The sequence below is a fragment of the Streptomyces sp. AN091965 genome (genome assembly GCF_022698285.1).
Taxonomy (GTDB): domain Bacteria; phylum Actinomycetota; class Actinomycetes; order Streptomycetales; family Streptomycetaceae; genus Streptomyces.
In genome coordinates, this window is sequence record NZ_JALDMY010000001.1 from 1,899,432 (window position 1) to 1,913,613 (window position 14,182).

The window sequence follows — 14,182 nt, forward strand, 5'->3', positions numbered from 1 at the left end:
GGAAAGCCGGGGCAAGCCCCGGGGATCGTTACGTCCTCAGCTTCCGGCGGGCACCTATATGCGGCCTCTACGCAGGCAACACGGCAAACGCGCGCCGCTCGGGCGCGCGCGGACAGCACGCGGCCCGGTCCCGCCGGGGCGTTGGGGACCGGGCCGCGTGATCTTCGGGGCGGGCGCGCACCGCCTATTCGCGGGCGCCCACCAGCTGGACGATGCGCGAGCGCAGGGCGGCACCGACGGGCAGCACGGTGCCGACGACGGCGAGGACCGCGGAGACGGCGGTGACCGTGCCGACCACGGCCCACGGCACCACGATCGGTGCCGCGCCGAACAGTTCGTGGAGCGCGCCCCACAGGCCGATGAGGTTGACCGCGGAGGCGATGACGGCGAGGGCCACGCCGATCGCGGTGACGAGCAGCGACTCGGCGACGAAGAACCGCACGACCTGTTTCGGCGTGGCCCCGGCGAGGCGGAGCACGGCGAGGTCGCGGCGCCGGTCGGCGGTGGCCATGAGCAGGGTGTTGAGGATGGCGATGAAGCAGAACAGGACGACGATCAGCGCGGTGGAGCGCTGCCGCACCTCGATGAGGTGGCGCGCGTACGCGCTCTCGGTGGCGACGAGTTCGTCGCGCGTCATGAACGTCGCGCCGTTGCCCCGCACGGCCTTCTCGATGGCCGCGGTGGCGGCGGCCCGGTCGGTGCCCGGCTTCAGGGAGATGTAGGCGCGCCGCGCCAGGCCGTCACGGGAGTACGCGGCGGAGGCGGCGAACCGCTCGGGCAGATAGGCGACGTCCGAGCCGCGCAGCGCCTTGTAGACGGCGGCGACCTTCAGCGTGACCTGTTCGCCGTCGCCCAGGAAGATCTTCACGCGGGTGCCCACGTCCCAGCCCCACAGGTCGGCGACGGCCATGCTGTTGTCGTCGAGCTCGTCCAGGGAGCCGTCGGTGACGTCGAGGTCCATGGTGTGCTTCAGCGCGGCCGTGTCGACGACCAGGCCGTCGTTCACGTCGAAGCGGTCCTCGTCGCGGGTGTACACGGTCGTCAGGAGCGGCGCGGTGATCTGTACGCCGTCGATGCGCTTGACCTGGTCGATGACGTCGGGGCTGATGCCCGGCGTGTCGTCGGGCGCGAGCGCGTACTCGGAGGTGACGGAGTTGCGCAGGCCGTGGTCGCGGGCGGCGCCGAGCGAGTCGGTGGCCGCGAGCAGCGACAGGGCGAGGCCTACGGTGAGCAGGATCGGCGCGGCGGTGGCGGCCGTGCGGCGGCGGGCGGTGAGCGCGCTCTCGCGCACGAGCATGGCCGTGGGCCCGGCGGAGTTGCGGAAGGGCCACATGAAGAACCGGGTGAGCGGTCCGACCGCGAGCGGGGCGAGGACGGCCGCCGCCAGGACGGGCACGAGCAGCTCGGTGACATAGGTGTTGGGCGACAGGACGCTCTGCGGCTTGCCGAAGGCGATCCACCCGGCGAGGCCCACTCCCGCGGCGACGCCGGCCGCGCCGAGCAGCCGGCGCGCGGGCGTCATCCCGGTGTCGTCCACGGCGGCTTCGCGCAGCGCCTCGACGGGGCGGACCGTGCCCGCCCTGCGGGCGGCGGCGACGGCTCCGCACCAGGCCACCGTGGTGCCGACCAGGAACGCTCCGGCGAGCGGGGCGACGATCGTCCAGTGCAGGGACGGCTTCACCTCGAACCAGTCCGGGGCGATGTCCATGGCGATCAGGACGTCGGCGAGGAGCTGCGCGCCGTACAGGCCGAGCGCCGCGCCGGCCGCGGACGCCAGTGTGCCGACGAGCAGGGCCTCGCCGCGCACCATGCGCCGCACCTGCTTGGGGGTGGCGCCGACGGCCCGCAGCAGGGCGACTTCGCGGCGGCGCTGGACGACGGCGAAGGCGAACGTGGAGGCGACGACGAACACGGCGGTGGTGCCCGCGACGCTCGCCATGACCGGCACCAGGGTGACGGTGTTGTCGAGCGTCTCGCGGTCGCGGTCCTCACTGGCGTCGGCCTTGTGCCGGTCCTGCCCGGTGAGCACCTCGGCGTCGTCGCCGACGGCCGCGCGGACCGCGTCGAGCGGGCCGAGCGGCACGAGGGCCTCGATGCGCGGCGCGATCCGGGCGGCCTCGGCGTCGCTGAAGAAGACGGCGTCCTCCCAGTCAACGGGCGAGACGGTGCCGGAGACGGTGTAGCGGGAGACGCCCGCGGCGGTCATGACGGTGATCCGCTCGCCGGTGCGGGCCTGGTCGGAGGGGACGACGACCTGGTCCTTGCCGGTGGGCGGGCGCCCGTCGGTGAGGCGGTAGCCGCCGAAGCGCGCGACCGGCCAGGGGTGGCCCACCTGGTCCTTGGGGCCGCCGTCGAGCTGGGCGTAGAAGGCGCGGTCGACGACGACCCCGCCGGTGTCGGCGACCTTCTGCCGCAGCGCGGGCTCGACGCCCTTCGACTCGGGCAGGGAGCGGACGCCGAGGTCGTGCTGGGAGGCGTTCCAGTCCCCGTCGTCGGGCTTGACGACGGCCTGGGCCTTCGCGAACCGTTCGACGGGGCGGTCGGGCAGGTCGAGCACCGTCATCAACAGGGCGCCCATGGCGGCGACTTGGGCGACGCCGAGGACGAGCGCCACGAGGGTGCCGAGGAACGACACCCAGCGCGACCGCAGGGTCTGATAGGCGATGAAGAGCACTTACGACACCGCCAGGCTGGTCATCCGGGCCGCGACCGCCTCCGCCGTGGGCCGCTCCAGGCCGCCGGCGAGGAGGCCGTCGGCGAGGAAGACGACGCGGTCGGCGTACGCGGCGACGTTCGGGTCGTGCGTGACCATCACGATGGTGGTGGGCCGGTCGGCGAGCTCGGTGGCCGCGTAGCCGTCGCCGGTGGGCGGGCCCGCGAGCTTGCGCAGGGTGTCGAGGAGCTCCCGCCCCGTGTGCAGGTCGAGGGCGCCCGTGGGCTCGTCGGCGAAGAGCACGGCGGGGCGGCTGACCAGGGCGCGGGCGATGGCGACGCGCTGCTGCTGGCCGCCGGAGAGCTGGCTGGGGCGGCTGCCCGCCTTGTCGCCGAGGCCTACGAGGGCCAGCGACCGGGCTATCGCCTCGCGCTTCGGCTTGCGCCCGGCGAGGCGCAGCGGAAGGGACACGTTCTGCGCGGCCGTGAGCGAGGGCAGCAGGTTGAAGGACTGGAAGATGAAGCCCGTCCGCTCCCGGCGCAGCTCGGTCAGCTGGGTCTCGTTCAGGGTGCTCAGATCGGTGCCGTCGACGCTCACCCGGCCCGACGTGGGCCGGTCCAGGCCCGCGGCGCACTGCAGCAGTGTGGACTTGCCGGAGCCGGAGGGGCCCATGATCGCCGTGAAGCTGCCCCGGGGGAAGGCCATGGTGACCTCTCGCAGCGCGGTCACGGGGCTGGCTCCCGAGCTGTATGTCTTGGTCAGCGACTCCAGCCGCACTGCCTCATCCATCGATTCTCCGTAAGGTCAGGGTCGTACGCGAGGAGACGACCACTGGCTCGCTCTCCCTCTCGGGGGGCGGCGCTATGTTGTTCTCGTCCTCCAGTGCCGCACCTCGGCGCGTGAACACGAGGGTCGCGACGGCGGCGAGGACCGCCATCACCACGGATGCGCCGATCAGGACCTGACGGGTGCCGTACGCGTCCAGGAGGAAGCCGGTGCCGAGCGCGCCCAGTGAACTCGCGCCGGACACGAGCAGCATGACGACGCTGCCGACCCGCCCCTGCATGTTGTTCGGGGTGATGCGCACCTGGTGGGACATGCCTGCGACGGTAACAGCGGCTCCTATATGCGATGTTATGAAAAAGAGAGACCCAAGTGCCGCCGGATGGTGGAAAACCACCGTTCCGGGCAGGACGAGTGCCCAGGCCACATGGGACACGATCATGGTGTGCCGCATCGGGAGGCGCTTGCTCAGGGCGCCGCCCGTGATGGCGCCGAGGAGGCCTCCGACGCTGCCCGCGGCCATGATCAGGCCGACGGTGCCGGCGGGTCTGCCGGAGTCCCGCACCACCACGGCCACGCTGAGGATCAGGGCCTGGAAGATCAGGTTGCTGCCCGCCATGATGAGCAGCGCGGTGCGGAAATAGGCGCGTTTCCATACCCAGTCGAGCCCGGCGCGGATCTCCGCCGTCATGGGCCGCTTCTTCCCGCCCTTGCCGCCCTTGCCCTTGCCTCCCTTGGCCTTCGTGTCGTCCTTGGCCCGCAGCCGCACCAGGGTGATCAGGGACAGCAGGTACATCCCGACGCTGGACATGAACGGCATCCACGCGGAGATGCCGAACAGCATGCCGCTCGCCGGGTGTCCGACGAAGTTGACCGCGCGGGAGCGCGCCTCGTTGGTGGCCATGGCCGCCGACAGCTGCCGGGCTGGCACCACGCCGCGCACGGTGGCCCGCTCGGCCAGCTGGTAGAAGACGGTCAGCGCGCCCTGCACGAAGGCGACGGCGGCGATGTGCCACACGTAGAGGCGGTCGCCCGCCAGGGCGACGGCGACGGTCGCGACCGCCACCATCCGTCCCACCACGCACACGAGCATCACGCCGCGGCGGTTCCAGCGGTCCACGAGGACCCCGGCGGGCAGCTGGACGAGCAGCGCGGGCAGGAGCGCGGCGAAGCCGACGAGGCCCGCCGCGCTCTTGGACCCGGTGTGCCACAGGATCAGCAGCGTGAAGGCCATGCCGGAGCAGCGCTCCGCCATCACCGACAGGGCCGAGCCGGTCCACAGGAGCCGGAAGTCGCGGTAGGAGTTCAGGCCCGGGAGGGCGTGCCGGCGACGCGGTTTCGTGCCGCCGTCGGCTGCCTTCCTCATCGCGCCCCGGCCCGGCACCACTCCAGGACGGCCATCGCGCTGTGCAGTTTGTGGGTGGCCTGGGTGAAGGCGATGCTGGCGGGCCCGTCCAGGACGTCGGCCGTGACCTCCTCACCACGGTGCGCGGGCAGGTCGTGCAGGAAGACCGCGTCGGGGCTCGACCGCCACAGGTCGCGGGTGACCTGGAAGGGGGCGAAGACCTCGCGCCAGTCGGCGGTCGGCTTCGTCGTGCCCGTGGTCTGCCAGCGCGTGGTGTAGATCGCGTCCACACCCTCGGGCAGGTCCGCCATGTCGTGCCGCTCGCGCACGGTCGCGCCGTGCATGTCGGCCTGCGCGACCGCGGTGGCGATGACGTCCGCGGGCAGGCCGTAGCCGGGCGGCGTCCGCAGGTCGAGGGTGGTGTCGGGGAACCGGCTCAGGGCGAGCGCGAGGGCGGCCGCGCTGTTGTTGCCCTCGCCGACGTACAGCACGCGCAGGCCGTCGACGTGCCCGAAGTGGCGGTGCAGCGTGGTCAGGTCGGTCAGCGCCTGCGTCGGGTGCTCCTCGGCGCTCATCGCGTTCACGACGGACATCGGCCCGGCCGCGGCCCAGGTCCGCAGCTCCTCGGTGGCGTCCGACGTCCGGGCCACGAGCAGGTCGAGCATGCCCGCGAGGACGCGCCCGGTGTCCTCGCTCGTCTCCCCCGTGTTGAGCTGGAGGTCGCCCGGCCCGAAGGTCACGGTCCTGGCGCCGAGACGCAGGGCCCCGGTGGTGAAGGCGGTGCGGGTGCGCGTGGAGGTGCGCCGGAAGTAGATCCCGACGATCGCCCCGGCCAGGGTCTCCTCGCGGACGCCCGCCGCGAACTCGGCGCCGCGGGCGACCAGGGCGCGCAGCTCGTCGTCGCTGAGGTCGCACACGGAGATCAGGTGGCGGGTGGCGCCGTCCGGTGCTCCCGTGACCTCCGTCCGGGCCCCGTTGAGGTGTTGTCGAGCGTGCTGCTGCATGGTGGTTGTCCCCCTGTCTCAGGCCTGGTCGGTGGGCGTGCCGGTGCGGGCTTCGCCGTCGTCGTCGGCGGTGGGAGCGAGGATCGCCTCGATCTCGGCGCGCACGCGGTCCTCGATCTCCTGGGCGAGCCCGGCGACGGTGGGCCGCTCGAAGGCGACCCGGACGGGCAGGTCGAGGTCGAACTCGTCCTGGAGCCGCGAGATCAGCCGGACCGCGAGGATCGAGTGGCCGCCGCGCTCGAAGAAGTTGTCGTCGGCGCCGATCTTGTCCACGAGGAGGATCTGGCTCCACACCTCGGCGATGCGCGCCTCGACCTCGGAGCGCGGGGCGACATAGGTGTCGGTGACCGTCGCGCCGGGGTCGGGCAGGGCCCTGCGGTCGGCCTTGCCGTTGGCCGTGAGCGGGATCGCGTCCAGCTCCACGAAGAGCGAAGGCACCATGTACTGCGGCAGTGCCTCGCCCAGCGCCTCGGCGAGCCCGTCGCTGTCGCCGACGACGTACGCGATCAGCTGCTGCTCGTCGGAGACGACGACGGCGGCGTCGGACACCGACGGCTGCGCCACGAGGGCGGCGCGGATCTCGCCCAGCTCGATGCGATAGCCCCGCACCTTGACCTGGTCGTCGATGCGGCCGACGAACTCGACCGCCCCGTCGGCCCGCCACCGGACCAGGTCACCGGTCCGGTACAGACGCTCACCCGAGCCCCCGTACGGGTCGGGCAGGAACCGCTCGGCGGTCAGCCCCGGGCGACCCGCGTAACCGCGCGCGACACCCGTGCCACCGACGAACAGCTCCCCCACGACCCCGACCGGAACCGGACGCATCCCACCATCAAGCACCCGCATCACCATGTTGGGAAGTGGCCGTCCGATGGGCACGACCCCGGTGAACTCCTCCTCCAGCGGGAACACACACGTCCCCACGGTCGCCTCGGTCGGACCGTACTCGTTGATGACCTGCCCGTCACCGAGCAACTGCCTCCACCGCTCCACCAACTGCCCCGGCAGCGCCTCACCGGCGACCACGACCTTGCGCGTCAGCTCCTGCACACCCTCGTCCGACAACTGCTGGTCCAGCACTTCGAGGTGACCGGGCGTCAGTTTGATGAACGCGAACGGACCCGCCGCCACCAACGCATCACCCAGCTCCGTCAACTCACCCCCATACAGCCACACCCGCTGACCAGCCACCAACGGCGCCCACACATTCGGCACCACCAGATCAAAGGCCACCGACGAGAACACCGGCGCACCACCCGAACCAGCAGACGCCAACTCCCGCCCCGCCCACTCCACATGATTCGCCAGACCCCGATGCGTCACCTCCACACCCTTGGGCCGACCCGTCGAACCCGACGTGAACACCGTGTACGCCACAGAATCCGGATCGACCACGACCTCCGGCGCCCGCACCGGATAAGCCGACAGATCCTCGGCCGTCAGCACCACCGGTATATCCGTGAACCTCTCGACGTACTCGGCCGAGGTCACAGCGGCCGACACCTCGCCGTCCGCCACCATCGCCGCGATCCGCTCGGAGGGGAGTACCGGATCCATCGGTACGTAACCCGCACCCGCACGCCACACGCCCAACAACGCCACCATCAACTCAACCGAACGATCCAGCAACACCGCCACCGACGAACCCACACCCACACCATCCACACGCAGCCGATGCGCCAAACGATTCGCCGCCGCATCCAACTCCCCATACGACAAACGCTGTTCACCGCACTCGACAGCCACGGCATCCGGAACCCGGGCCACCTGTCGTACCACCAACTCCGGCACCGACACCCCGGACGCCACCGCCACCGACTCCGCACCACCCCACGCCCGCAGCAGGCGACGTTCCTGGACGGAGGAGATGTCGAGGGCGGACAGGGGCAGCTCGGGGTGGGAGGCCACGCCTTCCAGGAGGCGGACGTAGTGCTCGGCCATGCGGGCCGCGGTCGGCTGGTCGAAGAGGGCCGTGGCGTACTCGAAGGCGCCGACGAGGGAGCCGTCCGCCTGGCGCCACATGAACAGCGTCAGGTCCGTCTTGGCGACCCGCCAGGCGCCCTGGAAGGCGTCCATCAGGACGTCGTCGGTGGCGACGGCGGTGGCGCCCTCGTCCTGGAGGTCGAAGGCGACCTGGTAGAGCGGGGTGCGGGAGAGGTCGCGCACCGGCTGGAGCTCGTCCACGAGGCGCTCGAACGGCAGCTCCTGGTGGGCGAATCCGGCGAGCGTCGTGGTGCGCACGCGCTCAAGGAGCTCGGTGAACGCGGGGTCGCCGCTGGTGTCGCAGCGCAGGACGAGGGAGTTGAGGAAGAAGCCGACCGTGTCCTGCGTCTCGGGGCGGGTGCGGCCCGTGACCGGGCTGCCGACGCCGATGTCGTCCTGGCCGGAGTAGCGGGCCAGGAGCCCGGCGAAGGCCGCGAGGAAGGTGACGTACGGGGTGGCGCCGTGGCGGCGGCCGACGCCGGTGAGCGTGTCGGCGAGCCCGGCGGGGATGGTGAAGCGGACCCCCGCGCCGTGGGCGTCGCGCCGGGCGGGCCGGGGCCGGTCCGTGGGCAGCTGGAGCTCCGTGAGGTCCGCCAACTGCTCCTTCCAGTACTCCAGTTCGCGGTCGAGGGCCGGGTCGTCGGCGCGTTCGGACTGCCAGGTCGCGTAGTCGGCGTACTGGACGGACGGCTCGGCGAGGTCCGGGGCGCGGCCCTCGGCGCGGGCGGCGCACAGCTCCCGCAGCTCGCGCTCCAGGAGGACCGTCGACCAGCCGTCGGTGGCGATGTGGTGGGTGGTGACGAGCAGCACGGGGCCGCCCTTCGGCACGTGGACGAGAAGGGCCCGCCACAGGGGCCCTTCGCCCAGATCGAAGCCGCGGCCGAACTGCTCCCCGAACAGCCTCTCCAGCTCGTCCTCACCGGCGTGCTCGACCCGCAGTTCCACGGGGGCGGCGGGCACGACGGCCTGCCGGGGCTCCTCGCCGCGCAGGACGTAGCGGGTGCGCAGCGACTCGTGCCGGGACTCCAGCGTGTCCAGGGCCCCCTGCACGGCCGCCGTGGTCGTGCCCGCGGGCAGCCGCAGGAACATGGGCGCCACCCACTCGGGGCTGCCCGGGTGCATGCGGTCGAGGAACCACAGGCGGTGCTGGCCGAACGACAGGGGCAGCGGCTCCGTGCGCGGGACGGGCGTCACCGGCGGCACGGCGGGCCGCGCCTCTTCGAGGAGGCGCGCCTGCGCCTCGACGGTGGAGGCGCCGAACAGGCCGCGCAGCTGCACGTCGCCGCCCGACGCGGTGCGCAGCGCGTCGGCGAGGCGGGTCAGGACGAGCGAGGAGCCGCCGAGGGCGAAGAAGTCGTCGTGGGCGCCGACCCGTTCGATCTGGAGCAGCTCCTCCCACACCTGGGCGACGAGCTTCTCGGCGGGCGTGCGCGGCGCGGTGTGGGTGCCCTGGGCGCCCGGGTCGTCGACCGGGTCCGGCAGGGCCGCGCGGTCGACCTTGCCGCTCGTGGTGAGCGGGAAGGAGTCGAGGGTGACGAACATCGAGGGGATCATCGCCTCGGGCAGCCGGCCCCGCAGGGAGCGGCGCAGCTCGTCGCGCGGCACCCGGCGGCCGGTGGTGAGATAGGCGACGAGCCGCTTCCCGCCGGGGGTCTCGCGGGCCGCGACGACGGCGCCGCGCACGTCCTCGTGGGCGGTCAGCGCGGCCTCGACCTCGGCGGGTTCGATGCGTACGCCGTTGACCTTCACCTGGTGGTCGGCGCGGCCGAGGAAGTCGAGGGCGCCGTCGGAGCGCCAGCGGGCGAGGTCGCCCGTGCGGTACATGCGGCTGCCGGCCGGGCCGTGCGGGTCGGGCACGAACCGTTCGGCGGTCCCCGCGGGGTTGCCCGCGTAGCCGCGGGCGACGCCCACGCCCGCCGCGTACAGCTCGCCGACGACGCCGATCGGCACCGGAGCGAACTCCTCGTCCAGGACGTAGGCCCGCATGCCGTCGAGGGGGCGGCCGATCGGCACGGCGTCGGTGTGCCGCTCCGGGTCGAAGAGCTGGCCGCTGACGTCGATGGAGCACTCGGTGGGCCCGTACGTGTTCCACACCTGCGCGCCGGAGGGCTCGGCGAGGCGGCGGCACAGCGCTGCGTCGAGCGGCTCGCCCGCGGAGGCGACCAGGCGCAGCGCGCCGCAGTCGGCCCACGCGGGCTCCTGGACGGCCATCCGCAGGACCGAGGGCACGCCTTGCAGGACGGTGACGCGCTGCTCGGCGACGGTGCGGGCGAGGAGCGCCGGGTCGGACTCGGCGCCCGCGGGGGCCATCACGACGGTGCCGCCCGCGGCGAGCGGCGCGAACAGCTCCCAGGCCGCCGCGTCGAAGGTGATCACGGTCTTCTGGAGCACCCGGTCCCGCGCGGAGAGCCCCTGGTGGGAGAGCGACCAGGCCACGCGGTTGGCGATGCCGCCGTGCTGGACGACGACGCCCTTGGGGCGGCCGGTGGACCCGGAGGTGTAGGTGAGGTACGCGGCGTGGTCGCCGGAGACCTCGACCGCCACGTCCTCCTCGGGGAGCCCGTCGAAGGCGCCCTCCTCGTCCAGGGCGGCGACGCGCCCGGCCAGGGCGGCTTCGAAGAGCCCGGCCGAGGCCCGCGTGGTCAGGGCGAGGGCCGCCCCGCTGTCCCGGGTCACCCAGGTGTTCCGCTCCGCCGGGTGCCCCGCGTCGAGGGGCACGTACGCCGCGCCGGCCCGCCACACGCCGAGCAGCGCCGCGAGCAGGTCGCGCCCGCGGGGCAGACACACGGCGACGCGCGACTCGGGTGCGACGCCGCGCGCCACGAGCAGCCGCGCGACGTCGCCCGCCCGCCGGTCGAGCTGTTCGTAGGTGAGGGAGCCGAGGTCGTCCTCGACCGCGACGGCCCGCGGCGTCGACGCGGCCTGGGCGGCGATGAGCTGATGGAGCGGGACGGTCATGTCTGTGTCTCCGTAAGAGTGTCGAGCCGCGGTGTCAGAGGGCAGGCGCCGGCAGGAAGTCGCTGACGACGGTGCCGATGCCGCAGCGGCGCGCCTTGTCGTGGACGAAGCGGGCCAGGGCCAGGTCCAGGACGCCGAGGCCGAACGGCGAGAAGACCAGGGGCCTGCCCGGGGCGGGGCTCAGGGTGGCCCGCCCGCGCAGCAGTTCGCCGACGCTGGCCTCGATGAAGTCCCGCCCGCCGGTTTCCTGTTCGGCCAGGTGGATGGAGGTGCGCTCGCGGCAGACGTGGTCGACGTCGTCGACGACGTTGTGCGCGCCGAGGATCGCGGGCACGGTCAGGTCCCGCAGCGACACGTGCAGCACGGCGGCCGACGGCCGGCAGGCGGCCAGGCCGGTGTGCGGGGTCGCCGCGGTCGTGGCGAACGACACCAGGTCGTGGTCGGCGAGGGCGTCCTCGAGCCGGTCGCGGCGGCGGACCTTGACGTCGGGCAGCAGCCGCGCGTTGTCCCGGGCGAAGCAGCGGGCCCGCTCGGGGTCGCTGTCGTACAGGGTGAGGTCCGTCAGTTCGGGCCGGTCGGCGGCGAGGAAGCGCAGGACCTCGCGGTTGATGACGCCGCACCCGATGAGGGTGACGCCGGTGGGCCTGCGCTCGCCGAGGAGCAGCCGGGCGCCGAGCGCGGCGGAGGCCGCGGTGCGCCGGGCGGAGATCACCGAGGCCTCGATCAGGGCCTCGGGGTGGCCGTTCTTCAGGGAGTTGAGCAGGATCGCGGCGCTGGCCCGCTGGAGGCCGGAGGCGACGTTGTCGGGGAAGGAGGCGATCCACTTCATGCCCGCGACGGCTTCGTGGCCTTCGTCGCCGTCCGTGGGCGCGCTCGCACCGAGGTAGCCGGGCAGCCCGATGATGCGGTCCTTCGGCCGGTCGGGGAAGCGCAGGAACACGGAGTGCGGAAGGCTGGTACGGCCTTCGTCGTGCGCGGTGTAGGCGGCGGCGACCAGGTCGATGAGCTCTCGCTCGCGCCCGGCGAGCAGCCCCTCCACCGCGCCGTTTCCCAGGATCAGCATGCTGCGACCGCCATGGTGTGTCCCTGTTCCTTCCACAGGTGCTCGATGTCGCCGAAGTGGCGCCGCACCCAGTCGTCGTCGTAGATCGTGTCGAGGTAGCGGTCGCCGCGGTCCGGGAAGACCAGCACGCAGGTGCTGCCCGGGGGGATGCGGTCCGCGAGTTTGCCGAGCGCCGCGGTGACGGCGCCGGACGAGCCGCCCGCGAGGATCGCCTCGCGCAGCGTCAGGGCCCGGCAGCCCACGACGCACTCCAGGTCGGAGACGAGGACCACCTCGTCGGCGGCGCTGGGGTCGAAGAGCTCGGGGCGCACGGCGGCGCCGTGGCCCGGCAGCAGGCGCGGCCCGGGCGGCCCGCCGAACAGCACGCTGCCGAGCGCGTCGACGCCCACGACCGTCGTGGAGAGCCCGCGGTCGCGGATGTACTGGGCGCAGCCGCGCAGGGTGCCGCCGGTGCCGGTGGAGCAGAAGAGGTAGTCGACCCTGCCGTCGAGCGCCTCGTCGATCTCCCGCATGGTGCGCACGTGGGCGCGCGGGTTGAGCGGGTTGCGGTACTGGTTGGGCCAGTACGCGCCAGGTGTCGTCGCCACCAGCTCGCGCACCCGCGCGAGCCGGCTCGGCAGATAGGCGCCGGTCTCCGGGTCGGGCTCGGTGACCATGTCGACGGTGACCTCGTAGGCGCGCAGGATCGCCAGGTTCTGCCGGGTGGTGCGCGGGTCGACGACGCAGACGAAGTCGATGCCGTAGTAGCGGCAGATCTGCGCGATGCCGATCGCGAGGTTGCCGGAGCTGGACTCCACGACGGTGGACCGGCCGGGCAGCAGCTCCCCGGCCCGGATCTTGCCCAGGAGCATGGAGAGCGCCGAGCGGTCCTTGACGCTGCCGCCGGGGTTGGCGGACTCCAGCTTGGCGAAGACGCGGGAGCCGAAGCTCGGCAGCAGCCCGCCGAGCTCCACCAGCGGGGTGCCGCCGACGGCGTCGAGGATGCTGTCGTGGACCGCGGTGCGGGCGCTCACGCCTGCCCGCCGCTCAGCGCGAGCAGCAGGTCCCGCTCGGTGGCGTCGGTGAGCGGCACCCGGGCGACCCGGGTGTCGGGCGCCTCGACGGCGGCCGTGACGCACCGCTGGAACTGGTCGAACAGCCGCTGGGCGGTGGCCTCTTCGAACAGGTCGGTGTCGTAGCGCAGGGCCACGGTGAGGCCGTGCGCGTCCCGGGTGATCTCCAGGGCCAGGTCGCACTGGCCCTCCAGGTGCGGGATCTCCACGTAGGCGAGCTCGTGTCCGGCGAGGGTCACCTTCTCGCCCGCGACCAGGCCGTCCATGCCGTGTCCGAACCGGTCGGTGGCGACCATGGTGACGGAGATGCGGAACAGCGGCCCGGAGGCGCCCTGGGCGACCAGCGGGAACGGGTAGGAGACGCGCGCGGTGGCCTGCCGGACGCGGTCCGCCGCCGCGTCCACGGCGTCGCGCAGGGTGGTCTCGCGGTCGAACCGGGCACGGATCAGGACCGGGTTGACGAAGTAGCCGATGATGTCGGCCGCCGCCGCGCGCCGGGTGGAGGCCGGGCAGGCGATGAGGAAGTCGCTCTGTCCCGTGCAGCGGTGCAGCATGGCCTGGAAGGCGCCCACCAGCAGGGCGAACGGCGACACGTGGCGCTCGGCGGCGGCCTTGGACACCGCCTGCGCGAGCGCATCGGGCAGCCTGCGCACCAGGCTGGCCCCGGTGTGCGAGGACACCGCGGGGCGCGGCCGGTCGGTGGGCAGCTCGGCAGGGGTGGAGCCCTCGCACTCGGCGTGCCAGAACTCTCCCTGCCCGGTGCCGCGCGGCGAGTCGAGGAGGGTGCGCTCCCGGCCCACGAACTCGTCGTAGTCGTGGGTGACGGGCTGCCAGTCGGGGGCGCGCCCGGCGATCTCCGCCTCGTAGGCGGCGAACAGGTCGCGCCACAGCAGCCACTGCGAGATGGCGTCGGTCGCGATGTGGTGCGTGACGACGACCAGCAGCGCGTCCGTGCGGCGCAGCAGCAGCGTGGCCCGCACCGCCCCCTCGTCCCGGAGCCGGAAGGGCGCGCGCACCTCGGCGTTGACGCGGCGGCGCAGCTCTTCCTCGGTGGCGTCCGGCACCTCGACGACCGCGATCTGCGCGGCCTCCTCCGGGGCGTCGACGACGCGCCGGGGCCGGCCCGCGACCTCGGTGTAGCGCGAGCGCAGCATCGGGTGCCGGGTGAGCAGGGCCCGCCAGGCCCGGTCGAGGGCCGCCAGGTCGGGGGCGGGCGTGATCCGCCCGCCGCCCGCGAGGTTGTAGGTGGTGGACTCGGGGTGCAGCGTGTGCAGCAGCCACAGCCCCTCCTGCCCCACCGACAGGGGCAGCGTCCCCGCCAAGGGGTCGGTGCGGTCCATG

At 73.2% G+C, this 14,182-nt stretch carries 8 protein-coding genes; all 8 read right to left on the bottom strand.

The annotated features are described in order from the left end of the window. Nucleotides 1–184: 184 nt before the first annotated feature. From MQV74_RS07445 to MQV74_RS07480, 8 genes are read right to left on the bottom strand one after another with little or no spacing between them, the layout of a single operon-like run. Nucleotides 185–2,674: an ABC transporter permease gene (locus MQV74_RS07445; protein ID WP_242715240.1), complete on the bottom strand. Its 2,490-nt coding sequence runs from the start codon at nucleotides 2,672–2,674 to the stop codon at nucleotides 185–187. Beyond that, complete coding sequence (locus MQV74_RS07450) at nucleotides 2,675–3,442, bottom strand: ABC transporter ATP-binding protein (RefSeq protein ID WP_242715241.1); 768 nt, start codon at nucleotides 3,440–3,442, stop codon at nucleotides 2,675–2,677. Beyond that, nucleotides 3,435–4,802, bottom strand: a complete 1,368-nt coding sequence (locus tag MQV74_RS07455; protein ID WP_242715242.1) for an MFS transporter — start codon at nucleotides 4,800–4,802, stop codon at nucleotides 3,435–3,437. The genes MQV74_RS07450 and MQV74_RS07455 overlap by 8 nt, the downstream gene beginning before the upstream one ends. Continuing rightward, nucleotides 4,799–5,785, bottom strand: coding sequence for an ornithine carbamoyltransferase (locus tag MQV74_RS07460; protein ID WP_242715243.1), 987 nt, complete (start codon nucleotides 5,783–5,785; stop codon nucleotides 4,799–4,801). The genes MQV74_RS07455 and MQV74_RS07460 overlap by 4 nt, the downstream gene beginning before the upstream one ends. A gap of 18 nt (nucleotides 5,786–5,803) precedes the next feature. After that, nucleotides 5,804–10,726, bottom strand: coding sequence for a non-ribosomal peptide synthetase (locus tag MQV74_RS07465; protein ID WP_242715244.1), 4,923 nt, complete (start codon nucleotides 10,724–10,726; stop codon nucleotides 5,804–5,806). A 34-nt stretch (nucleotides 10,727–10,760) separates the two neighbouring features. Beyond that, entirely contained in the window at nucleotides 10,761–11,789 is a 1,029-nt protein-coding gene (gene sbnB / locus MQV74_RS07470) for a 2,3-diaminopropionate biosynthesis protein SbnB (protein ID WP_242715245.1), read from the bottom strand. Further along, the gene (sbnA, locus tag MQV74_RS07475; protein WP_242715246.1) at nucleotides 11,783–12,802 is read right to left on the bottom strand and encodes a 2,3-diaminopropionate biosynthesis protein SbnA; all 1,020 of its coding nucleotides are present in this window, start codon (nucleotides 12,800–12,802) and stop codon (nucleotides 11,783–11,785) included. The genes sbnB and sbnA overlap by 7 nt, the downstream gene beginning before the upstream one ends. Further along, complete coding sequence (locus MQV74_RS07480) at nucleotides 12,799–14,181, bottom strand: condensation domain-containing protein (RefSeq protein WP_242715247.1); 1,383 nt, start codon at nucleotides 14,179–14,181, stop codon at nucleotides 12,799–12,801. Before MQV74_RS07480 ends, sbnA begins: the two co-directional genes overlap by 4 nt. Between the last annotated feature and the right edge of the window lies 1 nt (nucleotide 14,182).